Origin of the sequence: Microbispora siamensis, from assembly GCF_016863095.1 — a bacterium.
GTDB classification, from domain to species: domain Bacteria; phylum Actinomycetota; class Actinomycetes; order Streptosporangiales; family Streptosporangiaceae; genus Microbispora; species Microbispora siamensis.
This window is the reverse complement of the sequence record NZ_BOOF01000059.1, coordinates 1-23447: the sequence shown is the minus strand read 5'-3', so window position 1 is coordinate 23447 and position 23447 is coordinate 1. Positions and strand designations below refer to the sequence as shown.

At 70.0% G+C, this 23447-nt stretch carries 25 protein-coding genes and 1 pseudogene; 14 read left to right on the top strand and 12 right to left on the bottom strand.

Features of this window, described 5'->3' with window-relative positions:
• Window positions 1-127: 127 nt before the first annotated feature.
• The 6 genes from Msi02_RS37625 to Msi02_RS37600 all read left to right on the top strand — a co-directional run bounded on the left by Msi02_RS37625 (window position 128) and on the right by Msi02_RS37600 (window position 4923).
• On the top strand, window positions 128-1150 hold the full coding sequence (locus tag Msi02_RS37625; RefSeq protein ID WP_204052547.1) for a zinc-dependent alcohol dehydrogenase family protein: 1023 nt from the start codon (window positions 128-130) through the stop codon (window positions 1148-1150).
• 167 nt (window positions 1151-1317) lie between these two features.
• Window positions 1318-1725, top strand: coding sequence for a hypothetical protein (locus Msi02_RS37620; RefSeq protein WP_079317391.1), 408 nt, complete (start codon window positions 1318-1320; stop codon window positions 1723-1725).
• A 9-nt stretch (window positions 1726-1734) separates the two neighbouring features.
• Window positions 1735-1953, top strand: coding sequence for a helix-turn-helix transcriptional regulator (locus Msi02_RS37615; RefSeq protein ID WP_079317389.1), 219 nt, complete (start codon window positions 1735-1737; stop codon window positions 1951-1953).
• 436 nt (window positions 1954-2389) lie between these two features.
• Complete coding sequence (locus Msi02_RS37610) at window positions 2390-3589, top strand: RNA ligase RtcB family protein (protein ID WP_204052546.1); 1200 nt, start codon at window positions 2390-2392, stop codon at window positions 3587-3589.
• Window positions 3586-4281: a peptide chain release factor H gene (gene prfH / locus Msi02_RS37605; protein ID WP_204052545.1), complete on the top strand. Its 696-nt coding sequence runs from the start codon at window positions 3586-3588 to the stop codon at window positions 4279-4281. The genes Msi02_RS37610 and prfH overlap by 4 nt, the downstream gene beginning before the upstream one ends.
• Window positions 4282-4290: 9 nt before the next feature.
• Window positions 4291-4923, top strand: coding sequence for a LysE family translocator (locus Msi02_RS37600; protein WP_079317385.1), 633 nt, complete (start codon window positions 4291-4293; stop codon window positions 4921-4923).
• A gap of 192 nt (window positions 4924-5115) precedes the next feature.
• Here Msi02_RS37600 and Msi02_RS37595 read toward each other — a convergent pair whose 3' ends face one another.
• Window positions 5116-5688, bottom strand: a complete 573-nt coding sequence (locus tag Msi02_RS37595) for a hypothetical protein (RefSeq protein WP_204052544.1) — start codon at window positions 5686-5688, stop codon at window positions 5116-5118.
• A gap of 238 nt (window positions 5689-5926) precedes the next feature.
• Here Msi02_RS37595 and Msi02_RS37590 point away from each other — a divergent pair, with 238 nt between their 5' ends.
• Window positions 5927-6889 carry a GlxA family transcriptional regulator gene (locus Msi02_RS37590; RefSeq protein WP_204052543.1) on the top strand — a complete coding sequence of 321 codons (963 nt, stop codon included), beginning with the start codon at window positions 5927-5929 and terminating at the stop codon, window positions 6887-6889.
• Window positions 6890-7027: 138 nt separating this feature from the next.
• Here the strand turns inward: Msi02_RS37590 and Msi02_RS37585 are convergent, their stop codons facing one another.
• On the bottom strand, window positions 7028-8125 hold the full coding sequence (locus tag Msi02_RS37585; RefSeq protein ID WP_204052542.1) for a baeRF10 domain-containing protein: 1098 nt from the start codon (window positions 8123-8125) through the stop codon (window positions 7028-7030).
• A gap of 7 nt (window positions 8126-8132) precedes the next feature.
• Window positions 8133-9095, bottom strand: coding sequence for a phosphoketolase family protein (locus tag Msi02_RS37580; RefSeq protein WP_204052541.1), 963 nt, complete (start codon window positions 9093-9095; stop codon window positions 8133-8135).
• Window positions 9096-9250: 155 nt separating this feature from the next.
• Here Msi02_RS37580 and Msi02_RS37575 point away from each other — a divergent pair, with 155 nt between their 5' ends.
• From Msi02_RS37575 to Msi02_RS43670, 3 genes and pseudogenes are all read left to right on the top strand, one after another.
• The gene (locus Msi02_RS37575; protein ID WP_204052540.1) at window positions 9251-11041 is read left to right on the top strand and encodes an AMP-dependent synthetase/ligase; all 1791 of its coding nucleotides are present in this window, start codon (window positions 9251-9253) and stop codon (window positions 11039-11041) included.
• 65 nt (window positions 11042-11106) lie between these two features.
• A pseudogene (locus tag Msi02_RS44675) lies at window positions 11107-11868 on the top strand (acyltransferase family protein); the annotation flags it as partial.
• Between the two features lie 142 nt (window positions 11869-12010).
• Complete coding sequence (locus Msi02_RS43670) at window positions 12011-12226, top strand: hypothetical protein (RefSeq protein ID WP_239109119.1); 216 nt, start codon at window positions 12011-12013, stop codon at window positions 12224-12226.
• A 58-nt stretch (window positions 12227-12284) separates the two neighbouring features.
• On the opposite strand, the gene Msi02_RS43665 is transcribed toward Msi02_RS43670, so the two are convergent.
• From Msi02_RS43665 to Msi02_RS37560, 3 genes are read right to left on the bottom strand one after another with little or no spacing between them, the layout of a single operon-like run.
• Complete coding sequence (locus Msi02_RS43665; RefSeq protein WP_239109118.1) at window positions 12285-12800, bottom strand: hypothetical protein; 516 nt, start codon at window positions 12798-12800, stop codon at window positions 12285-12287.
• Between the two features lie 6 nt (window positions 12801-12806).
• On the bottom strand, window positions 12807-14135 hold the full coding sequence (lysA, locus tag Msi02_RS37565; protein WP_204052538.1) for a diaminopimelate decarboxylase: 1329 nt from the start codon (window positions 14133-14135) through the stop codon (window positions 12807-12809).
• The gene (locus Msi02_RS37560) at window positions 14132-14599 is read right to left on the bottom strand and encodes an Lrp/AsnC family transcriptional regulator (protein WP_204052537.1); all 468 of its coding nucleotides are present in this window, start codon (window positions 14597-14599) and stop codon (window positions 14132-14134) included. Before Msi02_RS37560 ends, lysA begins: the two co-directional genes overlap by 4 nt.
• 306 nt (window positions 14600-14905) lie before the next feature.
• Between Msi02_RS37560 and Msi02_RS37555 the strand changes: the two genes are divergently transcribed.
• Window positions 14906-16819, top strand: coding sequence for an APC family permease (locus Msi02_RS37555; protein ID WP_373308342.1), 1914 nt, complete (start codon window positions 14906-14908; stop codon window positions 16817-16819).
• Window positions 16820-16849: 30 nt separating this feature from the next.
• On the opposite strand, the gene Msi02_RS37550 is transcribed toward Msi02_RS37555, so the two are convergent.
• The 6 genes from Msi02_RS37550 to Msi02_RS37525 form a co-directional block, all read right to left on the bottom strand.
• Window positions 16850-17356 carry a DUF1707 SHOCT-like domain-containing protein gene (locus Msi02_RS37550; protein WP_239109115.1) on the bottom strand — a complete coding sequence of 169 codons (507 nt, stop codon included), beginning with the start codon at window positions 17354-17356 and terminating at the stop codon, window positions 16850-16852.
• An 8-nt stretch (window positions 17357-17364) separates the two neighbouring features.
• Window positions 17365-18168, bottom strand: coding sequence for an ABC transporter permease (locus Msi02_RS37545; protein ID WP_204052535.1), 804 nt, complete (start codon window positions 18166-18168; stop codon window positions 17365-17367).
• A complete protein-coding gene (locus Msi02_RS37540) occupies window positions 18165-19130 on the bottom strand; it encodes an ATP-binding cassette domain-containing protein (protein WP_204052534.1) in 966 nt (321 codons plus the stop codon). Before Msi02_RS37540 ends, Msi02_RS37545 begins: the two co-directional genes overlap by 4 nt.
• Window positions 19131-19147: 17 nt before the next feature.
• A complete protein-coding gene (locus Msi02_RS37535; RefSeq protein ID WP_204052533.1) occupies window positions 19148-20077 on the bottom strand; it encodes a DUF4097 family beta strand repeat-containing protein in 930 nt (309 codons plus the stop codon).
• Entirely contained in the window at window positions 20077-20610 is a 534-nt protein-coding gene (locus Msi02_RS37530) for a toxin-antitoxin system HicB family antitoxin (protein WP_204052532.1), read from the bottom strand. The genes Msi02_RS37535 and Msi02_RS37530 overlap by 1 nt, the downstream gene beginning before the upstream one ends.
• Window positions 20611-20823: 213 nt before the next feature.
• Entirely contained in the window at window positions 20824-21084 is a 261-nt protein-coding gene (locus Msi02_RS37525; RefSeq protein ID WP_079317359.1) for an SAV_915 family protein, read from the bottom strand.
• 397 nt (window positions 21085-21481) lie between these two features.
• Between Msi02_RS37525 and kdpF the strand changes: the two genes are divergently transcribed.
• The 3 genes from kdpF to Msi02_RS37510 form a co-directional block, all read left to right on the top strand.
• Entirely contained in the window at window positions 21482-21571 is a 90-nt protein-coding gene (gene kdpF / locus Msi02_RS37520; RefSeq protein ID WP_182876072.1) for a K(+)-transporting ATPase subunit F, read from the top strand.
• Window positions 21571-23232, top strand: a complete 1662-nt coding sequence (kdpA, locus tag Msi02_RS37515) for a potassium-transporting ATPase subunit KdpA (RefSeq protein ID WP_204052531.1) — start codon at window positions 21571-21573, stop codon at window positions 23230-23232. The genes kdpF and kdpA overlap by 1 nt, the downstream gene beginning before the upstream one ends.
• The coding region (locus tag Msi02_RS37510) for a hypothetical protein (protein ID WP_204052530.1) at window positions 23232-23447 on the top strand (216 nt) is incomplete at its 3' end. The genes kdpA and Msi02_RS37510, both read left to right, overlap by 1 nt.

The following is a 23447-nucleotide window of genomic DNA, read 5'->3' as shown; positions in this document are numbered from 1 at the left end:
GGCGGGAAGCCGGTTACCTGGATGGCGTGGCACTTCCCTCCCTGCCGTGACCGCAGTGCGGAGGGGTGCCCCTATCCGGTCCGTCCGTGACGGACTCGTACGACCCCGACACGTAAGGAGCAATCGAATGCGTGGTGTCGTGATGCACGCCCCCGGCGATGTCCGGGTGGAGCAGCGCGAGGACCCGAGGATCGTCGCACCGACCGACGCGGTCATCCGCCTGTCCGCGACCTGTGTCTGCGGTTCCGACCTGTGGCCGTATCGCGGGATCGACGCCGTCGGCGGCCCGTCCCCGATGGGCCACGAGTACGCGGGCATCGTGGAGGAGGTCGGCAGCGAGGTGACCTCGGTCAGGCCCGGACAGTTCGTGGTCGGGTCGTTCTTCGCCTCGGACAACACCTGCGAGATCTGCCGGGCCGGCTACCAGACCTCCTGCATCCGGCGCGAACTCATGGGGCCGCTCGGCGCCCAGGCGGAGCGGCTGCGCGTCCCGCTCGCCGACGGCACGCTCGTCGCGACGCCGGAGGTCCCCGGCGACGACCTGATCCCGAGCTTCCTGGCCGCGTCCGACGTGCTCGGCACCGGCTGGTTCGGCGCGGTGGCAGCCCAGGCCGGCCCCGGCAAGACGGTGGCGGTCGTCGGCGACGGCGCCGTCGGCCTGCTCGCGGTGCTGGCGGCCAGGCAACTCGGCGCGGAGCGGATCATCGCCATGAGCCGCCACGAGCCGCGGCAGAAGCTCGCGTTGGAGTTCGGGGCGACCGACATCGTCACCGAGCGCGGCGACGACGGCGTGGCGAGGATCAAGGAGCTGACCGGCGGGCTGGGCGCGCACTCGGTCGTCGAGGCGGTCGGCACCCAGGAGTCGATGCTCCAGGCCATCCGCGCCACCCGCCCGGGCGGGCACGTCGGCTACGTGGGAGTGGCCCACGGTGTCCGGCTGGACGGCACGGAGCTGTTCTTCTCCCACGTCCACCTGCACGGCGGCCCGGCCCCGGTGCGCCGGTACCTGCCCGAGCTGATCGACCTGATCTGGAACCGCCGGATCGACCCCGGCAAGGTCTTCGACCTCCGCCTCCCGCTCGACCAGGCCGCGGACGCCTACAAGGCCATGGACGAGCGCCGCGCCGTCAAGGCCCTGCTGCGCGTGTGATCGCGCCCTGTACGCCGGGGCGGTCATACCGACCGGTGCCCGGAGGCGACCGCCGGACGGGGCATGGCCTGCGGGTTCTACGCTGAGTTGGGCTCAAAATGTAAGGTTTCCCTTCCACCGCGTCAACGGTGCTTTACTTTATGGAAGGGAAACCTTACATTCAACGCATGACAAAGCAGGTGCAGCAGGACCAGGTGACACGTGCGGCCCGCCGCGCTGTGCTCATCGACGGCATACCCGTGTCTACTTTGGGGGTAATAGCCCTGGCGCTGGGCAGCACCCCCGATCAGAGCACCGCCCAGAAGGCCTGGTGGATCGCGACCACCACCGTGTTCACCCTCGCGGTGGCCTGGGTGCTGCTGCGGGCATTCCGGCGCGCAGACGAATACCTGCGCAGGATTCAGTTGGAGAGCATGGCCATTGCGTTCGCCGCAGTCCTCGTGGGGCTGCAGGTGGCCACCCTGCTCGATGCCGCAGGCATCATCCGGCTCCACCAGCTCGCGCAGTTGATCCTCCTCGGTGGCGTGGCGATCTGGCTGCTGATCGCGGACCTGCGTACCCGCCTGCACCGGTGAGGGCGCAATATGAAGAACCGACTACGCGAACTGCGTGCAGCTCGCCGATGGAGCCAAGCCGACCTGGCCGATCGATGCCACGTCTCCCGGCAGGCCATCAACGCCATCGAAACCGAGCGGTACGACCCCAGCCTGCCTCTGGCGTTCACCATCGCCGACGTCTTCGGCCTGACCATCGAGGAGATCTTCCGACCTGACCGGGCGGAGGATACGAGCAACCCGGCCTGACATCAAGGAGGGTGGCCGGCACGATTGCGGTGGCGCGACGTCGGCGGAACCGCAATCGTGCACTCGCCCCGGCCGTGTACGGACGCACCGCAGCCGCCTCCGCCAAGTCCGCCATTGCACAGCCGACCCTGAGCGAACTTCGCGACAAGGCCGACGAAGACGTCCGCGCACTCTGGACCCTGCTCGCACAGCGGCTGACGAGGAGGGACGGCTGCCTCAGCGTGTCGACCACGGCGCACCCGCATGTCGTTGAGTGAGGGTGTGCAGGCGTGCAAGTCCGTACGGCCGAAAATCGCTTGCCTCGCGCGGAGGGCTCAGGAAACGTTGTGTCCATGATGCTCTGATGGACAGCACCCCGCTGCTTTTCGAGATGCCACGGCGCCGACTCCCGCCGTAACGCCGCCAGCCCAGAACCTGTTCAGCGAAGAGAGCGTCTTTGTCTCAGCAACACTCCCGGCAGGAGTTTCCGCCGCCGTCCATCCCGGCCACGGGGTCGGCCACCGTCGCCGTGTTCGCCTCCCCCACCAGTTGGATCGAGTCCGATGCCGTCGCGCAGTGCCACCAGGTGGCCGCCCTCGACGGCATGATGCACGTCGCCGCCATGCCGGACCTGCACCCCGGCAAGGGCGCCCCCATCGGCGCCGCCATGGCGTCGACCAGGCTGTACCCGTTCCTGGTGGGCTCCGACATCGGTTGCGGCATCGCCGTGTTCCCCGTCAAGCTCAAGCGCGCCGTACCCGAGAAGCTCGCCGCCCGGTTCCCCGATCTCGATCGCGCGCTGCATCCTGAGCAGGATGCGGATGACCCGGCCTGGGCCGTCGTGAAGGGCGATATTCCCGCCGGTCACCTCGAAGGCCTCGGGACGGTCGGCCGAGGCAACCACTTCGTCGAGCTGGCGCGCATCGGAACCGTCTTCGAGCCGGGCCACGCGAGCCGTCTCGGACTCGCCGCCGACGACACGGTCCTGATCGTCCACAGCGGTTCCCGAGGGCTGGGCGAACAGATCCTGCGAGCACACACTGAGCTCCACGGCGCGGGCCACGCCCCTGACCCCGGCGCCTACCTGGCGATGCATGACGACGCCGTACGCTGGGGATCACTCAACCGGCGGCTGCTGGCCGCCCGGGTCGCCCACGCGCTGGGGACCGAGCCCACCGAGCCGATCCTCGACCAGTGCCACAACCTGGTCGAGGTCCGCGACGGGATCTACCTGCACCGCAAGGGGGCGGCGCCGGGCGACGGCCGCGACGTGCTCGTCGCCGGTACGCGAGGCACCCCTTCCTACCTCGTGGCCGGCCACGCCGGGCCGCACGCCAACCATTCCGTTGCGCACGGCGCGGGCCGCAAGATGTCCCGTGCGGACGCCCTGCGCCGGGGCCGGGCCAAGCACACGGTCGAAGAGCTGCGCCGCACACCGATGGGGTCGCTGGTGGTGTGCGGCGACCGCCAACTCCTCTTCGAGGAGGCACCGACGGCCTACAAGCGCATCGAGCAGGTCATCGCCGACCTCGTCGACCATGACCTGGCCACGCCCGTGGCCACCACCATCCCTCTGGTCACCTACAAGACGCCCGACCTCGGGTCCACACCCCAAAAGGACCACCGGGACCACCGCCGCAAGCGAGGCAGGCCGTGAGCGTCCACCTGCTCCTGTCAGCCGGGCGTGGCCCACAGGAGTGCGCCTGGGCGCTGGCCCAGTTGCTGCACCGCCTCGAAGCCGACGCCACCCGGCACAATCTGGAGACCCATCGGGTCCGAACCGTCCCCGGTGACCGGGCCGGCACCTACCGATCGGTCCTCATCCAGATCACAGGAGACGGCGCCGAGGCATTCGCCGCCTCGTGGACCGGAACCCTGTGCTGGCAGGCCCCCAGCCCATACCGGGCCGGCACCGGCCGGAAGAACTGGTACGTCATCGCGCAACCGTGCCAGGTCGACACCCCGCGCACGACGTTCGCGGAAGCAGACGTCGACATCGTCGCGTGCCGCACCGGCGGCCCCGGCGGTCAACATCGCAACAAGGCCAGCACGGCGGTACGGGCGACCCACCGGCCCACGGGGATCGTCGTCGTTGTCGACGCCGAGCGGCAGTTCAGCCTCAATCGCCGCATCGCCATACGGCTGCTGCGACAGGCCATCGAGCGCGGCGACGAGGCGGCGGAACGCGCCGCCGTCACCGGCCGCTGGCGCGTCCACGACGACCTCGTACGCGGCAACCCCACCCGCATCGAACGTCCGGAACCGCCGAAGCAGGAGCCGGCCCCGCAGAAGCGGACGCGCCGACGTCCCCGGCCTCACCCTCGAGGAGCTCATGGAGCCGAGCACTAGGGTCGACCTATGATTGTCGATCCCCACATCGTCGTCACGTTCTGCCTGGCAGCCCTCGTCGTCTCCATCGTGCCCGGCCCCGACATGCTGTTCATCGCCGCCACCGGCCTGGCATCAGGGCCCCGGGCGGGCGTGCTCGCGGCGGTCGGCATGTCCACGGGACTGGCCGTGCACACCACACTGGCGGCGCTGGGCCTGGGGGCGCTGTTGAGCGCCTTTCCCACGGTCTTCGACGTCATCCGCGTCGCCGGAGCCGCGTACCTGGTCTACCTGGCCGTCACGTCGTTCCTCGCCGCCCGCCGCGACCAGGACGTCCCCGGGCAGGAGCCCAGGGCGCCGCTGGGACGCGTGTACGGCAAGGCCGTGCTGACGAACCTCGCCAACCCCAAGGTGATCGCCTTCTACCTGGCGTTCTTCCCGCAGTTCGTCGACCCGGCCCGGGGCAGCGTGACCGCGCAGTTCTTCTTCCTCGGCGCGCTGTTCATCGTCGTGGGCCTGTCGGTCGACGCCTCCGCCGGATTGCTGGCCGGCCGCCTGGGCGACCTCGTCCGCGGGCGCCCGGCCGTCCAGAGATGGCTCCACCGGATCTCCGGCACCGTCTTCGCCGCGCTGGCGGTGCGCCTGGCGACGGACAGCCGATAGCCCGCACGCACAACCACGTCCTCCGGGGCCCATTCCCGGGACGAGCGGAAACACCGGCTGCCGAGGTCCGCCGCGAAGCGAACAAAGGCAGCCGGCGTTCGCCTGCGCCCGATGTCCTCACCGGTCGCGATTCCGCCAGGAGCGCCGCTCACGGCCGGAAGCTCACCCGGTCGAGCCCGGACGATCGTCGGCTCATCCTGCCGAACCCGTGTAGCTGTACGTCGCGTTGCCGTGGACCGTGATACGCGACCACGGCTTCATGCTGGCATAGCATCCGTACTTCACCACGCAGTACTCCAGATGGCGTTGCAGATGCGACCATGCCGATGTCGTCCCGATTCCGCCTGCTTGGTTCACCTGCAACTCTCGCATGTAAACAATGCTCTGAGCGTCGCTCAGGTAGTCGTAGCGATTCTGCCAGGAGGTCACCCGAGAGCCGTCGCGGCAGTAGACGACGCGGTGATGCCACACGTATATGGTCGACCCGAGCAGGCTCCGCTTACGGAACCAGACGTCCGCGTACGCACCGCAAATGGCGTGCGTGCTCGCGTCGTCGTTCGTGGTTGTACTGGACTCATCGGGTTTCGTGGGGTCCGGGACCTGCGCGGCGATCTCCGGATCGGATTTGAGCAACTCCAGATCCTCGTTCGTGTAGGTCCCGTCCGCCACTCGGGCGAGCGCATCCGCGATCGGGTCGCCCTGCGCCGCGGCAGCAGGAGGGCCGCTGAGGAGTACGGCCAGACCCAGCGCGGCGGCGACACTCAAACGAAGAGCGCGACGTGCGGATCCAGTGCTTTTGTGGAATCGTGGCTCGGCTGACATTCCGGTCCTTTCTCGGAGGGTTTTGGAATATCCCGTTCCATAGCCCCGGCACCAGGGCGCGTATTGAGCTCCGTCCGAGGCCTGGCTCAACTGTCCCGGCGGTGTGAGAAAGCGCCAACGAGGGGGCCGGAAACAGGTCCGGAAACCTTGGCTGTGTGTCTTCCCGACGTAGAGTCGTGCCATGACTCAACGACGTGTGGTCGTGCTCGGATACCATGCGGCGGAGTTGCTGGACATTTCATGCGTGACGTCCAGCCTGATAATGGCGAACCTGCATGGCGCCGTGCCGCTCTACGACGTGTGCCTGGCCACCCCGTCAGGCCTGCCCATCACCTGCGCGAGCGGGTTGACGCTGCAGGGACAGCAGGCCCTCGAGCACATCACCGGACCGCTGGACACACTCGTGGTGTCGGGGGGAATCGGGCACGAGGACGCCGCCGCCAGCCAAGTGATCGTCGGCCACGTCCGCCGTCTGGCCCGGGAGAGTCGCCGCGTCGCCTCGGTGTGCACGGGCGCGGCGGTGCTGGCCGCCGCCGGCCTGCTCGACGGGCGCCGGGCCACCACTCACTGGAAGTACGGGTACGTACTCGCCACCCGTCACCCGGAGATCACCGTCGACGCCGAGCCGATTTTCATCCGCGACGGCAACGTCGCCACGGCCGCCGGGGTCACGAGCGCCCTCGACCTCACGCTCGCCTTCATCGAAGAGGATCACGGGGCCCCGCTCGCCCGGGAGGTGGCCCGCTACCTGGTGGCCTACCTGCAGCGACCCGGCAACCAGGCCCAGATGAGCATGTTCACGGAAAGCCCGCCGCCGAGCGACAGCCTGGTCAAGCGCGTCGTCGACCACATCACGGGCCACCTGGACGGCGACCTGACCACGGCCTCCCTGGCGGCCGACGCGGGCGTGAGCGAGCGGCATCTCACCCGCCTGTTCCTCAAGCACCTGGGCCAGAGCCCAGGCCGGTTCGTACGCCGGGCCCGCACCGAGGCCGCCGCCCATCTCCTCGTCTCCACATCCCTGCCCATGGCCGCCATCGCGGCCCGTTGCGGCTTCGGCACGACTGAAAGCCTCCGGCAGAGCTTCCTCGATCGGTACGGCATCCCGCCCGCGCGCTACCGCCTGACCAAGACCATGCGGTAGCGACGAAAGTGATCGCCGCAGCAACCGGAACCCGCAGTCCCGTACCCCACCCGCCTGCATCGAAAGGACAGCAACGAGGCGGGACCTGGGGGCAGCGCTACCGGCACGACGCGCGAACCGGCGTCGACATGGGTGGGCTCACCAGCGCAGCATCGCGGCCACTCCGCCCGCCTCGGCGAGCTCCTCCGCCGCTCCGGTCTCCAGCACGGTGACGTCGCCTCCGTACTCGTAGGTGAGCTCGATCATCTCCTCCTCCAGCTCCTCGGGGGTGACGCCCATGGGCTCGGCGTTCCACTGGCCCGCCTCGTCGAGCAGCAGGTGCTCGACCCGGCCCTGCCGCAGCAGGGAGAGGATGTCGTCGAGGCCGACCGCGCCGTTACCGCCCGACAGGGCCAGGTCCCGGGCGCGTACGGCCAGGGCGGCGTCATTCCTGGCCCGCACCTCGTCGAGAGTGGGGCGGACGAACTCCAGCACCTCCGACGGCGACAGGGCGGGATCGAGCACGGCGTCCACCTGGACGATCTCCGGGCCGACCGGCAGCGCCTCGCCCAGCACGGAGGTGTCGCGGGGGTCGCCCACCAGCAGCAGCGTCTCCCAGTCCAGCCGCCGGGCCTGCTCGGCCACGTGCGGGGCCGACTCGCGTAGGAACTTGGTCAGGTGCTCCTCGACGCGCTGGTCGAAGCGGCTGGGGTGGATGTCCCGCTGGGAGAGCCCGGGCAGCGTCGTCGGCTCCTCTCCGGACGAGCCCGCGGTCGCCAGGTCGAAGGTGACCGGCTCCAGCTCCTCGGCCAGGCCGTACCGGCAGTCGAACAGCCGCACGCCGTCACGCCCCACCCTGGCCACCCCGGCGGGCTTGTCGGCCTGTACGGCGGTGACGAGCGGCAGCAGGTAAGCGTGCTCCTTGAGGATGGCGAGGTCACCCACCGGGAGCTGAAGCCACTCGGTGCGTACCTCGTCACCGGCCACCTGCGCGAACAGGGCACGCCCGAGGCCGGGACCGGCCGGGTCGAGCAGCTCGGTGATCTGCGGCTCCAACAGGTCGAGGCGGAGGCCTACGAGCCTGGCCAGATCCTGGTCGGGGCCTGCGGCCAGCTCCTGGCGCAGCGCGGCGATCTCGTTGCGCAGCCGGGTCCGCCCGGCCTGCGTGCCCGGCTCCATCGTGGTGTAGAGCGACAGCACACCGACCTCGTCGCCGAAGGTCGCCAGCTCGTATAGATCTGTCTGGTCGAACACCATGACGCGCTCACCTCCGTAGGCAGGAGCCCTTTGCGCGGGCCCCGACGGTAGGGACGACCCCATTTCGACGAGCCGCCTGTCTTCCCTGGTCAGCGGCCTTCGGGAGCGCCCTCATCCCTGCTCTGCCCAGTCGCCCAGTGACCAGTCCCGCACCTCCGGCAGTGGTGCGCGCCGCCTGGATCGCCTTGATCGACGCCCACGCCCGCGTCAGCGCGTCGGCGAACCGATAGTGCATGCCGGGCAGGTCGTCACCGTCGACCTCGATCACCTCATACCCGTGCCCGGTCAGCAGGGACCGGACCTCGTCGCGGTCCTTCCGGGCCAGCAGGGTCGGCCCGGCGATCTTCGCGCCGTTCAGGTGGAGGACCGGCAGCACCGCGCCGTCGCGAACCGGGTTCAGGAAGGAGATCCCGTTCCACGACCCCGCCAGCGGACCGGTCTCCGCCTCCCCGTCGCCGACCACCGCCAGGGCGATGAAATCCGGGTTGTCCATCACCGCGCCGAACGCGTGCAGCAGCACGTAGCCGAGCTCACCTCCCTCGTGGATCGAGCCCGGGGTCGGCACCGACGCATGGCTGGGGATTCCGCCGGGCGCGGAGAACTGGCGGAACAGCCGCAGCAGCCCCACCTCGTCCAGGGTGATGTTCGGGTAGATCTCCGTGTACGCGCCCTCCAGGTAGCCGGCCGCGACCAGCGTCGGGCCGCCGTGCCCGGGACCGGCCAGGTAGATCATCTGTGCCCCGGTGTGCCGGATCAGCCGGGACGCGTGCGCATACACCAGCGCCAGGCCAGGGCTGGTGCCCCAGTGTCCGAGCAGCCGTGGCTTGATGTGCTCGCCGGCCAGCGGCTCGCGTAGCAGTGGGTTGGCCATCAGGTAGATCTGGCCGACGGTCAGATAGTTGTTGGCACGCCACCACGCGTCTACCGCAGCGATGTCGGCGTCGGTGGGACGGGCGAGCCGGTTCACCACGTCCGCGGTGACGGTGCGGCGCCGTCGTGCGGCCTTCCACGTTTGTGCCTGATGACGTGCGGAAACCAACACAATTGACGGCTTCTCGCAGCAGTACACGCGGCGCCCGGTGTCGCAGTCCGCCTGGTTGGCCTTTCCTCACAGGAGGATGGACGATGCGTGTCCATATGGCCCCGCCCTCGGTGACCGTCGCCCCAGACGCCCAGCTCGCCGACGTGGTGTTCGCCGACGACCGGGTGGACGGCGACATGGTTCTGTTCCAGCGCCGGTCGGCCGCCAGTTGGCGTCCGGTGTCGGCCAGGCAGTTCGCGGCCGACGTTCGCAGCCTGGCTGCCGGCTTCCTCGCCGCCGGGATCCAGCCGGGCGATCGGATCGCCCTGCTGGCCGCCACCAGCTACGAGTGGACGGTGGTGGACTATGCCCTGTGGACGGTGGGAGCGCTGCCGGTCCCGATCTATGAGACCTCCTCGGCCGAGCAGGTCCGCTGGGTGTTGGAGGACGCCGGGCCGGTCGCCGCGGTGGTCGAGCGCGAGTCGCATCGCCGCTTGATCGAGGACGTGGCCGCGAGCCTGTCCGGGCCGCTGCGGGTGTGGCAGATCGACGGCGGCGGGCTGGACCGTCTCCGCGAGGACGGGCGAGACATGGACGACGCCCGGCTACTTGAGCGCCGCCGGGCGGTGTCGGCCGACGACCTGGCGACGATCATCTACACCTCCGGCACCACCGGCCGCCCGAAGGGCTGCATGCTGAGCCACGGCAACCTGCTGTACGAGGTTCGCATCGCAATCGACGGACTGGGGCGGATCTTCGGCCAGAACGCCTCGACCCTGCTGTTCCTGCCGCTGGCGCACGTGTTCGCGCGGGTGATCCAGGTGGCCTGCGTGGAGCAGGGGATCTGCCTGGCGCACAGCGCCGACCAGTCCAGGCTGACCGAGGACCTGGCCGCTGTTGAACCGTCGTTCCTGCTGGCGGTGCCCAGGGTGTTCGAGCGGGTCTACAACGATGCTCAGCAGCGGGCCCGGGCCGAGGGCAAGGGCAGGATCTTCGCCTGGGCCGACCGGACCGCCGTGGCCTACAGCCAGGCGCTGGACGACGGGCGGCCAAGCCGGCGGTTGCGCCTGGCACATCGCCTGTCCGACCGGCTGGTGTATCGGAGGCTGCGGGCCGCGCTCGGCGGCCGAGTCCGCTACGCGATCTCCGGCGGAGCACCGCTGGGCACACGGCTGTGCCACTTCTTCCGGGGAATCGGCGTCACCGTGCTGGAGGGCTACGGGCTGACCGAGACCAGCGCCGCCGCGACCGTGAACCTGCCCCACGCGATGAAGATCGGCACGGTGGGGCCACCCCTGCCCGGGGTCGAGATCCGGATCGCCGGCGACGGCGAAATCCTGATCAAGGGCCCGATCCTGTTCCAGGGCTACTGGCGCAACGAGCAGGCGACCAGGGAGAGCCGGACCGCCGACGGCTGGCTGCGCACCGGCGACGTCGGCGCTCTGGACGAGGACGGGTTCCTGACGATCTCAGGCCGCAAGAAGGAGATCATCGTCACCGCCGGCGGCAAGAACCTCGCCCCCGAGCCGCTCGAGGACCGCCTGCGCACCCATCCGCTCATCAGCCAGGCGGTGGTCGTCGGCGACCGGCGGCCGTACACCGCCGCGCTGATCACCCTGGACACCGAGGCGCTGGCGTCATGGAAGCGGGCCGTCGGCAGGCCCGAGCAGGCCGGCCCGGCCGAGCTTCGCGACGATCCGGATCTGCTGGCCACGCTGCAGACGGCCGTGGACGAGGCCAACACGGCGGTGAGCCGGGCTGAGTCGATCCGCAGGTTCCGGATCCTTCCCGTCGACCTGACCGAACAGAACGGTTATCTGACCCCGACCCTGAAGGTCAAGCGCGCCTTGGTCCACAAGGACTTCGCAGCCGACATCGAGGAGCTGTACCGCTGAGCCCCAGGCGCCAAGACCGGCAGACCCGCCGGGTCGCGGACAAGCGGTCGACGCTGGACCGGCTGGTGGCGGCCACGCCGGCGTCCCGCGACCGGGTGGTCGACGCCGCCCGCGCGCTGTGCATCGTGGTGGTCACCCTCTGGCACTGGACATTTTCGGTCACCCACCGCACCGCCGACGGCAGCCTCACCATGCCCAACCCCATCCATGCCGTGCCTGGTGGCTGGCTGGCCACCTGGGTGTTGCAGATCATGCCGGTGTTCTTCCTCGTCGGTGGGTACGCCAACCTGGTCGGCTGGCGACGGGCCCAGACGCGCGGGACGACCGCCGGTCAGTTCGTCCGAGACCGGCTGCGCCGGCTGCTTTGGCCGACTGCGATCTGGGCTCTGGTCTGGCTCGCCGGCGAGCTGATCGCGGCCGCCCTGCCCGGCCCGCACCGGTGGATGTGGGAGTGGTTCCCCGGCTACCTGACGCCGCTGTGGTTTCTGGGCGTGTACGGCCTGCTGATCGCCGCAGTGCCGATCACCACGAGCCTGCACGCCCGCTACGGAGCCTGGGTCCTGGTAGCGCTCGTGCTGCTGATCGCCCTCGGCAGCGTGGCGCACCGCGGCGCCGGCCTGGACTGGGCGGGCTGGGCGACCGCCGCGCTGGTGTGGCTGTTCTGCCATCAACTCGGCTATGCGTGGCGCAGCTGGGAGCTGGGGCGGCGTCCGCCGGCGCAGCGGCTGGCGGTTGCCGGGGCCGGACTGGCCGCGCTGGTCGCGCTGACGGTGGGAGCGGGCTACCCCCGCTCGATGGTGAGCACCGTCGGCACCGAATCCAATCTCTTCCCCACCAACGCCGCCATCGCCGCCCTGGCCGTCTTTCAACTCGGGCTGCTGATCCTGGTCACGCCGGCCGCCGGCCGCCGAGCGCCTGCTGCGCCGGCCGGCTGTCTGGAAGCCGGTGGTGGCACTCAACGTGGGCGCGTTGACCATCTTTCTCTGGCACATGACCGCTTACCTGGTGGTGCTCTGGGCCTACGAAGGGCTGGGTGGCACCCTGCCGGCGCAGCCAACCGCCGGCTGGTGGGCGCAGCGCTGGCTGTGGCTCGTGGCCCCGTCGGTCGTGCTGGTCGTGCTGGCCGTCCTGTTCGTCCGAGTCGAGCTGGCCGCCCGCCGACCCAGGAGAGGGGCAGGTCGCTGAGACCGCAGTTCTCTACATGGTGTTCAAGAGGCGGGGATGGCTGTGACCGTCGCCGCTCTCAGCGTCCTCTGGCCGTGATGGTCCGCCATTCACCTTCCCACCCGGCCACGGCACGCCGCGCGGTCCACGCCCGGCGCCCCGACCGCACGAGGTGGCCTGCGGTCCAGAGGCCGCCGGCCGCGGCCGGTCCCGCCAGCAGAGCGACCACGACGACCACGGCGGTCGGCGAGGGGCCGGGGGCCGGTTCCTCCCCGGCGTCGACCCACAGGGCCAGCCGGTCCCCCGCCTGATGCCCGGAGGTCGTCACCGTTCTGCCCGTGTGGGAACGGCCGTCCCGGCCGGTCCAGACGACCTCCACCACCGTAGCGGGCAGAGGAGCGGACCGGGCCGCGGCGACGGGGGTCCGGAGCACCCGTACGACCTGGGCGGTCACCCGCCGATGGCCGTCGGCGTAGGCGTCCGCGTCGCGGGTCAGGAGCGCGCTGACGATCACGCTGGTCGCACAGGCGACGATCACCAGGAGCGCGGCCGTCAGGACGCGCTCCGCCGACGAGACGTGCACGATCTTCCCCATGCGTTCTCAGAGGCCGACGTCGCGGCGCAGCAGGTCGTCGAGGCCCTCGCGGCGGACGACGAGGCGCGCCTTGCCCCGGCTCACGGCGACGACCGGCGGGCGCCCGGTCATGTTGTACGTGGAGGCCATCGAGTGGTTGTAGGCGCCGGTGGCGGCGACGGCGAGCACGTCTCCGGGGCGGATGTCGGCGGGCAGCGCGACGGCCTCGGCCAGCGTGTCCCCGCTCTCGCAGTGGTGGCCGACCACCGTGAAGTCGCGCTCGCCCTCGTGCGTCGCCCGGCCGATCATGCGCATCTCGTACCGCGAGCCGTACATCGCGGGCCGGGGATTGTCGCTCATGCCTCCGTCGACCGCGACGTACGTACGGCGCAGCCCCTTCTTGACCGCGATCACCCGATAGAGCGTCACGCCGGCGGGCCCGGCGATGGCCCGTCCGGGTTCGACGGTCAGCCGCGGCACCGGCAGGCCGATCCCGGCGCAGCGCCTCTCGACGGTCGCCGCCAGTGAGCCGAGCCGTGCGGGAGCCAGGCCGGCCTGCCCGCTCGTGTACGCGATCGCGTGACCGCCGCCGAGGTCGAGCTGGGGCAGCGTCACTCCGTGCGCGTCGCGGATCCGCGCGAGCTGCTCCACCAGCACACGCGCGCTCTGCTCGTACGGCTCGGCGGCGACGATCTGGGATCCCAGGTGGCAGTGCAGGCCGACCAGCTCCAGGCGCGGCTGGCGGAGGATCCGGTTGACCGCCTCCCTCGCCACACCGGCCGCGATCGACAGCCCGAACTTGTGGTCCTCCCCGCCCGTGCGGATGGCGGCGTGCGCCCCGGCTTCGATGTCGGGAATCACCCGCACCAGCACCTTCTGCCGCATCCCGGCGGGGACGAGCGCGGCGAGGCGGTTGATCTCGGTGAGGTCGTCGACGACGATGCGGCCGACGCGCTCGTCCACCGCGGCGCGCAACTCCGCCGGGGTCTTGGCGTTGCCGTGGAAGATGATCTTTTCTGCCGGGAAGCCTGCGGCCCTCGCCACGGCCAGCTCACCGGCCGAGCACACGTCGAGGGCGAGCCCCTCGGACCGGATCCAGGCGGCCATGGCCCGGCACCAGAACGCCTTGGCGGCGTACGCGATCTCGGCCCGGGGCAGCGCGGCGCGGTAGGCACGGCAGCGCAGACGCACGTCCGCCTCGTCCATGACGTAAGCCGGGGTGCCGAAGCGCCCGGCCACCTTCGTCAGGTCGACGCCGCCGACCTCCGCATGCCCGTCGGCGCCGAACCGCGCGCCGGCCGGCCAGGGGCCGTCGGCCGTCTCCGTCGCAGGCGAAGGTGTGATCAGCAGGCTCATTTCGTTCTCTTCTCCGCCAGGAGCGCCTGGCCGAGTCCGGTGACCGTACGGGTCACGATCTGGGTGCAGGTGGTGTCGGCGCCCGCCTCGCGGAGCGTCGCCACCGCCACTTCGAGGTCGTCCATGCTCCGGCAGGCCAGCCGTACCTCGACGTCGGCGTCGCCGAGCAGGACCAGCGCGCTGAGCACCGCGGGCATCTCACGCAGCCGCCGCTCGTAGGTTCCGCACGTCACGTCGTGGCGCAGCCGGACACGTACGACGGCCTGGATCGGGCGGCCGAACGCCGCCGGGTCCACCTCGACGCGGACGGCGGCCAGCGCTCCGCTGTCGCGCAGCCTGCGCAACCGGACGGAGACGGTGCTGTCGCCGAGCGCGAGGTCGCGGGCGAGGGCCCGCACCGGAGCGCGGCCGTCCCGCGCCAGCGCCTGGAGCAGCGACCTGTCGACGTCGTCGAGAGATGTCACCGCACATCGCCTCCTGAACGGCCTGGCCGCACTGAACGGGCAGACAACCCGAAAATGGGACATACGACACGCTAAGCACGGGTCGGCCGATGGGAGGGCGATCCTGACGCGATTCCTACGGCGAGCCCGCCGAATCTGACGCCCGGCTGACATTCCTCGAACGTCGAAACCGGGAGCGCCCTGCCGTCACGCTTTGTGATCGAACGACTTCCGCTCTTGACGTCTTCTTGACGCCCTGTCCCCGCTGATGCCGGCGAATGCGCCAGTAGTGTGCATCCGTTGCTTTACGCGTCCTTGATGCCGGAGGTGGCCAGGTTGGCACGTTCTGTCGCCACGCCGGCGGGTCCGGTGCGCGCCTGGTTGCTGGAGGGTCTCCAGACCGATCGCAAGGAGATCGAGCACGGGCCGCACACGAAGCACCCGTGGTGGCGGGTGATGTGCCTGACGGGTGTGGACTACTTCTCCACGCTCGGTTACCAGCCGGGGATCGCGGCGCTCGCGGCCGGGTTCCTGTCTCCGCTCGCCACGGTCTTCCTGGTCGCGCTCACGCTGCTGGGCGCGCTGCCGGTCTACCGCCGGGTGGCCGCCGAGAGTCCGTACGGCCAGGGCTCGATCGCGATGCTGGAGAAGCTGGCGCCGCAGTGGTGGGGCAAGCTGTTCGTCCTGGCCCTGCTCGGGTTCGCGGCCACCGACTTCGTCATCACCATGACGCTGTCGGCCGCCGACGCCACCGCGCACATCCTGGAGAACCCGTTCGCGCCACACTGGCTCGAGGGGCAGCGGGTGCCCGTCACGCTGTTCCTGCTGGCCCTGCTCGGCGGGGTGTTCCTGATGGGCTTCACCGAGGCGATCGGTATCGCGGTGATCCTCGTCCTCGTCTACCTCGGGCTCAACGCCGTCGTCGTGGTCACCTCGATCATCCACGTGCTCCAGGCGCCCCAGGTGGTCGTCGACTGGACGCACACGCTGGACGCCGGCTACAGCGGTCCGCTGGCCATGATCGGTCTGTCGCTGCTGGTGATGCCGAAGCTCGCGCTGGGAATGTCGGGCTTCGAGACGGGCGTGGCCGTGATGCCGGTCGTCAGGGGCGACGTACGAGAGCGGATCAAGGGCACCAAGCGGCTGCTCACCGTGGCCGCGCTCGTCATGAGCGTCTTCCTGATCTTCTCCAGCTTCGTCACGACCATGCTGATCCCGCACGAGGAGTTCGGGGAGGGCGGCAAGGCGAGCGGCCGTGCGCTGGCCTATCTGGCGCACAGGTTCCTCGGCGAGTGGTTCGGCAGTGTGTACGACGTCTCCACGATCGCGATCCTGTGGTTCGCGGGCGCCTCGGCGATGGCGGGCCTGATCAATCTGGTGCCGCGCTACCTTCCCCGGTACGGCATGGCGCCCGAATGGACCGGTGCGGTGCGGCCCCTGGTGCTCGTCTTCTCGGCGATCGCGTTCGCCATCACGATCATCTTCGACGCCGACGTGGACGCCCAGGGCGGCGCGTACGCCACAGGGGTGCTGGTGCTGATGCTGTCGGCGGCGGTCGCGGTGACGCTGTCGGCGTTCAGGAAGGGCCAGACGGCCGCCTCGATCGGCTTCGGGCTGATCGCGGCGGTCCTCGCCTACACGCTGGTGGACAACGTGGTCGAGCGGCCGGACGGCGTGAAGATCGCCTCCTTCTTCATCGCCGCGATCATCATCACCTCGGTGATCTCCCGGGCCACCCGCTCCACGGAACTACGGGTCACCGAGGTCGACCTGGACCCGTTGGCCGAGCAGTGGGTGAACGGGGCCGGCGGCCTGATCCACCTGATCGCCAACGAGCCCCATCAACGTGACCAGGACGAGTACAACGACAAGCTCCGTGAGCAGTGGATCAACCACCGGCTGCGCAGCGACGAGCCGGTGATGTTCGTCGAGGTCACCGTGCCGGACGCCTCGGAGTTCGAGACGGAACTGCACGTCCGGGGCGAGGAGCGCTACGGGCACAGGATCCTGCGGATCGAGAGCTCCGCCGTGCCGAACTCTCTGGCCGCGCTCCTGCTCCACCTCCGCGACCGCACCGGTGCGGTGCCGCACATCTACTTCCACTGGGCCGAGGGGAACCCGGTGCTCGCCATGCTGCGCTACCTGGTGTTCGGCGGCGGCGACGTGCCCCCGCTCACCCGCGAGGTGCTGCGCAAGGCGGAGCCGGACCTCGAGCGCAGGCCCCACGTCCACGTCGGCTAGCAGTGCTTCGCGTCGGCGGGGCCTGCCGAGTCACCTTCGCGCGGTGCGGATGGTGAGGCGGCCGTAGGGGAGCTCGCCGGTGATCTGGACGTGCAGCTTGCCGGGATATTGGCGGCCCGCCGCCTTGCAGGTCATCTTGCCCCAGCCGATGCGCACCCCGTCGGCGTTCGCGCTCGCGCCGGGGGGCAGGGTGATCGTGGCTCCGCCGTACGCGAGCCACAGCTCGATGTCGATCCGCGTATACGGGATGTGGGCCTGGGACAGGTCGAGCCGCACTCGGCCGTACTCGGACTCGATGCGCAGCCGGCGCGGGACGTGCCAGTCGCCCGTCCGGGTGATGCGCCCGCCGGTGGCGGCGATGCGGACCACCTCGTCCGGCAGGTCGGCGACGACCGGCTCCAGCTCGTGGGAGGAGGCGGCGGTGAGCGCCAGTTCGAGCCGCTGCTCCAGCTCGGCGGGGCCGAGCCGGCCGTCCGCGTACGCCTGCTGGACCAGCTCCACCGCCCTGTCACGCTCCCGGTCGGGGACGTGTCCCATCGCGTGGCTCATTGACTGACGGCTCTCTTGTACAGCCGCGTGGCCAGCGGCACGAATACGACCAGGAGCAGGACCGACCACAGCAGCGACACCGGCACCGCATGCCGCAGTGGCCAGGCGCCGGGCACCGGGAGGGCCGGGCTGGTGTTGCCGAACAGTTCGCGGGCGGCCTGGACGAGTGTGGAGACCGGGTTCCATTCGGCGATCGGCTTCAGCGGCCCCGGCAGCCGCGTGCTGTCGACGAAGGCGTTGGACAGGAAGACCAGCGGGAACGACAGGATGGTGGCGATGTTGTTGAAGACCTCGGGCGTGCGCAGGGCCAGCGCGACCGTGGCCGTCACCCAGGAGAAGGCGTACGCGAACAGCAGCAGCATCAGGAACCCGAGGGCGGCCTCGAAGGGCGAGCTGTGGATGCGCCATCCGACGAGCAGCCCGACGATCGCCATGGTGGCGATGCTGGTGAAGTTCATGATCACGTCGCTGACGGTCTGGCCGGTCAGCACCGCCGAGGGCGACATCGGCAGGGTACGGAACCGGTCGAAGATGCCCCTCTGCAGGTCCTGGGTCAGTGTGTAGCCGGTGATCTGGGCGCTGGTGACGATCGTCATGACGAAGATCCCGGGCAGCAGGTACTCCCCGTACGACATGCCGGGCAGGCTGATCATGCTGCCGAAGACATAGGTGAACAGCAGCACGAACACGATCGGGAGCATGACCACGCCGCCCAGCAGGTCGGGGGCTCGCCGGATCTTCAGGGCGTTGCGCTTGGTGATCGTCACGCCGTCGGCGACGGCCAGCCGCAGGGTGTTCATCGGACGGTCTCCTTGGTGTTCTCGTCGGCCTGGTGTCCCGTGAGGCTCAGGAACACGTCGTCCAGAGTCGGTCTGCGCAGGCCGGCATCGCGTACGGTGATCCGCTCGGCGGCCAGGTGGCCGAGTGCCTCGGTCAGCGTGGCCGCGCCGCCGGCCACCGGAATCGTCACCTGCAAGGCGGCGGCGTCGATCTGCATGTCCCCGACGGCCAGCGGCGCCAGCGTCCTGGCGGCGCTCTCCAGGTTCGCCGTGCTCGTCACCGACAGGTGAATCCGGTCGCCGCCGACCTGGTCCTTCAGCTCGTCGGCCGTGCCGAGCGCGATCACGCGCCCGTGGTCGACCACCGCGATGCGGTCGGCGAGCCGGTCGGCCTCCTCCAGGTACTGGGTGGTGAGCAGCACCGTCGTGCCGCCCGCGACGAGCTCGGCGATGACGTCCCACAGCCCGATCCTGGCCCGGGGGTCCAGGCCGGTGGTGGGCTCGTCGAGGAACAGCACGGGCGGGTTGGCGACCAGCGCGCCGGCCAGGTCGAGCCGGCGTCGCATGCCGCCCGAGTAGCCTCGCACCGGCCGGTCGGCCGCGTCGGCCAGGTCGAAGCGTTCCAGCAGCTCGCGGGCGCGCTGCCTGCTGCTCCTGGTGCCCAGGTGGTAGAGGCGGCCGACCATCTCCAGGTTCTCCGCGCCGGTGAGGTGGTCGTCCACGGCGGCGTACTGGCCGGAGGCGCCGATGTGCGCACGCAGCCGGTGGGCGTCACGGACGACGTCGAACCCGGCCACCGTGGCGCGACCGGCGTCCGGCTTGAGCAGCGTGGTGAGGATTCGCACCGTGGTGGTCTTGCCGGCACCGTTCGGGCCGAGCAGCCCGAACACCGTTCCCTCGGGGACGGTCAGCTCCATTCCGTCGAGGGCGGCCACGTCGCCGTATTTCTTGACCAAGCCCTCGGCCACGATCGCGTCTGGCATGGGATTCTCCTCGGTTGTCAGGAACGATGGATGACGACGTCGCCATAGGTGGTGTGGGTCCGCACCTCGACGATCCGGTCCGTCTGGCCGGGGGCGTCGCTGGGGTCGAGGGAGACGTCCACGGTGCCGTACGTGGAGCTCACGTCCAGCCAGGCGGCGGTGCCCTCCCGGATCCCGAGATCCAGGCCGCCGCCCGTCGTCTCCATGACGACCGAGCCGGACACCACCTCGCCGATCCGCACGCTGGCGTACGCGGTCTTGGCGGCGACGCCGGCCAGGGCGCGGTCGACGGTGATGTCGCCGTGGGCGCTGTTCAGCCGTAGTTCGCCGGTCACCTCGCGGATGCGGACGGCGCCGTGGGAGGTCTTGACCGCGGCGGTGCCGTCGACCTCGCCTATGTGGATGCCGCCGTGGGTCGTGGTGACCTCGGCGTGCCCGGACGCGCGGCTGACCGAGATCTCGCCGTGGGTGCTCTTCACCCGTAGCCGACCGGCCTGTTCGATCCGGATGTCGCCATAGGAGGTGGTGAGCGTCACCTCGCCGAGCGGTCCCCGGCACAGGATGGTCCCCGCCGTCTTGGCGTCGAGGCGGGAGCCGGCCGGCAGGTCGATCGTCACGTCGGCCGAGCCCGGGCCGAGCAGCAGCGAACGCGCCCAGTTCGTGGGCGATTCGACGAGCTTGCCGAGCGAAAGGCCCCAGCCGGAGGCGGAGCCCGCGTGCTCCTTGTCGGTCCGCACGAGGAGCCTGCCATCGGCGTAGTCCACCTGGATGTGCCGGGCGGCCTCGACGTCGGCGTCGTTGAATTCGTCGCTCGGGCGGACTTCGACGACGGTGTCGGTGCGGTCGCTCGCGTTGATCCGGACGGTGGCGGTCGCCAAGTCGAGGACGGCGAGGATGGGGCGTGCCGTCTCGAAGGTCCACACTCCGGCTTTCTTGTCGCCGGCCATCAGCGCACCCAACCGCTGTAGCGGTTGCCGGTCTGCTGCGCCGGCCGCCGCCCGGAACGGCGGGCCGCGTTGCCGGAGTCGAGCGCGGCGGCGACGGCGCGGACCAGCCAGGCGTTGACCGACAGCCCCTCGCGTGTGGCCGCCTCCTCGATGCGCGGCTTGAGGTGTTCGGGGATCCGCAACGAGATCCGGGACGTCCCGCCCTCGTCGGCGTCCGGGGGTGGTGGCGGGGCGGACGGTCTCTCGACCTGCCCGATCTCCCCCTCCCCCTCGTACGAGCGGGCGCCCTGGGGTGGTGGCGTCACGACGAAACCGGGATCGCGCCCGCGTAGGCGCACCTCGACCGAGCCGGGTGCGAGGTCCTGGGTGATCTCGTCCGCTGCGGCGGACAGAGCCTCCAACAGCGCGAGCCGGGTGGCCGATTCGAGCGTCGCGGCGAGGCGCTCGGCCAGAGCACGGGCTTCCTCGCCGCCGGCCCCGGCGACCATCGCGAGTTCGCGCCGGAGGTGATCGACATAAGGCGCTAGATCCATGACGCCATCATGACATCATGATGGCGTCATATCAATCCCGAACTGTGCACCTGTACGACGTCATGGCGGCGTCACCAGCTTTCCGCTCGGGGAACGCGCAGGTGAGCGCCGGGATCCCCGTGATCTTCTCTTCGCCGGAGAGCGGGTTCCCGGCCGTCGGCAGCTGCCCGAACCGGTCATCCTGGTCGGTGAGGTTCTGCTGGAGGATGCACATCACGCGGTCCTGGAGATCGGCCGGCTCGTCGTGCCGGCGGGGTCGATCACGATGCCGATTCCGCTGAGGTCATTGATCATGCTCCGCAGCGCGGGCTCGCTCAGACGGATCCAGTCCTGGTCGCCGCCCAGCACCTTCTTCAGCCGGAGCGGCGAGGTGAAGGCCACCGCCGTCCGCTTGCCCGCGGCCGTCCGGAACAGGCGCAGCGCCAGGGAGAACGTACTGCGGCGAACCGGCACATATAACGGATCTTCGAGCATGTCATGCCTTCCAGAGGACTTCTACGAAGGCGACGCTAGAACCCGCGCGACCAGCGGGAACGCCATCGCTACGGAATCTCGACGCCGGACCGCGGAAAGCTGACGCGGCGTTGATGGAGCGCCGCCAGCCGGGTCGTGTCTTCGGGACAGCGCGACCCCTCTTGGTCCCAGAACGGCCGCGTAGAGACGGCGTAAATGTTCCGGCACCCGTCGTATGGGAGGCATCAAGAGCATCAACACTTCTTGAATCCGGCGCTTTGCTGATTCATGGCCGTCTATCCGGCGGTCAGGCAAGCATCCGGATTTGAGGAAGTGAGATGGCTGACGTCATCTTCGTCGCCCTGACGGTCGCGATATTCGCGATCTGCGGGCTGGTGGTGAAGGCGGTGGAGCGCCTGTGAGCGCTGTCAACGCCGTGGGTCTGGTCGTGGCCGCCGGCCTGGTGATCTTCATGATCGCGGCCCTGCTGTTCCCGGAGCGTTTCTGATGTCGCCGACCACGGCCGGGATCGTGTTCATCGGATCCCTCGTCGTCGCCCTGGTGCTGACGCACAGGCCGCTCGGCGACTACATGTACCGCGTTTACAGCGGCACGCGGCACCTGGCCGTCGAGCGAGTGCTCTACCGTCTCGTCGGTGTCCGGCCGGACGCCGAGCAGCGGTGGAACGTCTACGCCCGCGGCGTGCTCGCCTTCTCGGCCGTCTCGATCCTGTTCCTCTACGCCTTCCAGCGCCTGCAGGACAAACTGCTGCTGAGCCTCGGCTTTCCCGGAGTGACGGACCACGTCGCATGGAACACCGCGGTCAGCTTCGTGACGAACACCAACTGGCAGGCGTACTCGGGTGAGTCCACGATGGGCCACCTGGTGCAGATGGCCGGCCTGGCGGTGCAGAACTTCGTGTCGGCGGCGGTCGGCATGTCCGTGGCGATCGCCCTGGTGCGCGGCTTCGCCCGCAACCAGACCGAGAACCTCGGCAACTTCTGGGTGGACCTGGTCCGCGGCACTATCCGCATCCTGCTGCCGATCGCCTTCGTGGGCGCGTTGACCCTGGTGGCCGGGGGCGTGGTGCAGAACTTCGCCGCGCCGCACGAGGTGACGACGCTGACCGGCGGCACCCAGGCGATCACCGGGGGCCCGGTGGCGAGCCAGGAGGCCATCAAGCTGCTGGGCACCAACGGCGGCGGCTTCTACAACGCCAACTCCGCCCATCCGTTCGAGAACGCCACCGCGTGGACGAACTGGGTGGAGATCGTCCTGATCCTGGTGATCCCGTTCGCGCTGCCGCGCACCTTCGGCCGGATGGCGGGCCAGGTGCGCCAGGGCTACGCGATCGTCGCCGTCATGGCCGTGCTGGCGCTGGCCAGTGTGGCGCTGACCAACACGTTCGAGATCGCCGGGCACGCGACCGTCCCGCAGGCGGTGGGCGCGGCGTTGGAGGGCAAGGAGGTCCGGCTGGGGGTGTCCGACTCCGCCACGTTCGCCACCGCGACGACGCTGACCTCGACCGGCGCCGTGGACTCCTTCCACGATTCCTTCACACCGCTCGGCGGCATGATGACGATGGTCAACATGATGCTGGGCGAGGTGGCGCCCGGCGGCGTCGGTTCCGGCCTGTACGGCATGCTCGTGCTGGCGGTGATCACCGTCTTCGTGGCCGGTCTGATGGTGGGTCGTACGCCGGAATACCTGGGCAAGAGGATCGGCTCGCGCGAGATCAAGCTGGCCTCGCTGTACTTCCTGACCACGCCCGCGCTCGTGCTCGTGGGCACCGCGCTGGCCATGGCCTCGCCCGAGCAGCGGGCGAGCATGCTCAACTCCGGGCCGCACGGCCTCTCCGAGGTGCTCTACGCGTTCACCAGCGCCTCCAACAACAACGGGTCGGCGTTCGCCGGCATCACCGTGAACACCCCTTGGTACGACACCGCGCTCGGGCTGTGCATGGCCTTCGGCCGGTTCCTGCCGATCGTCTTCGTGCTCGGCCTCGCCGGGTCGCTGGCCAGGCAGGCCCCCGTGCCGGCCTCGGCGGGCACGCTGCCCACCCACCGCCCGCAGTTCGTCGGCATGGTCGTCGGCGTGACGATCATCGTGGTGGCGCTGACCTTCCTCCCCGCTCTGGCACTCGGCCCCCTCGCAGAAGGAATCCAGTGATGACAGTGCTCCAGGCGCCGGAAGCTCCGGGCCGCGCACCCGCTCCCGGGAAGGGCGGCAAGGTGGGCGGTGGTCTGCTCGATCCCCGGCAGCTCGTGAGGTCGTTGCCTGAGGCGTTGCGGAAGCTGAATCCGGTGACGTTGTGGCGTAATCCGGTGATGTTCGTGGTCGAGGTCGGCGCGTTCCTCACCACGGGCCTGGCGATCGTTGATTCC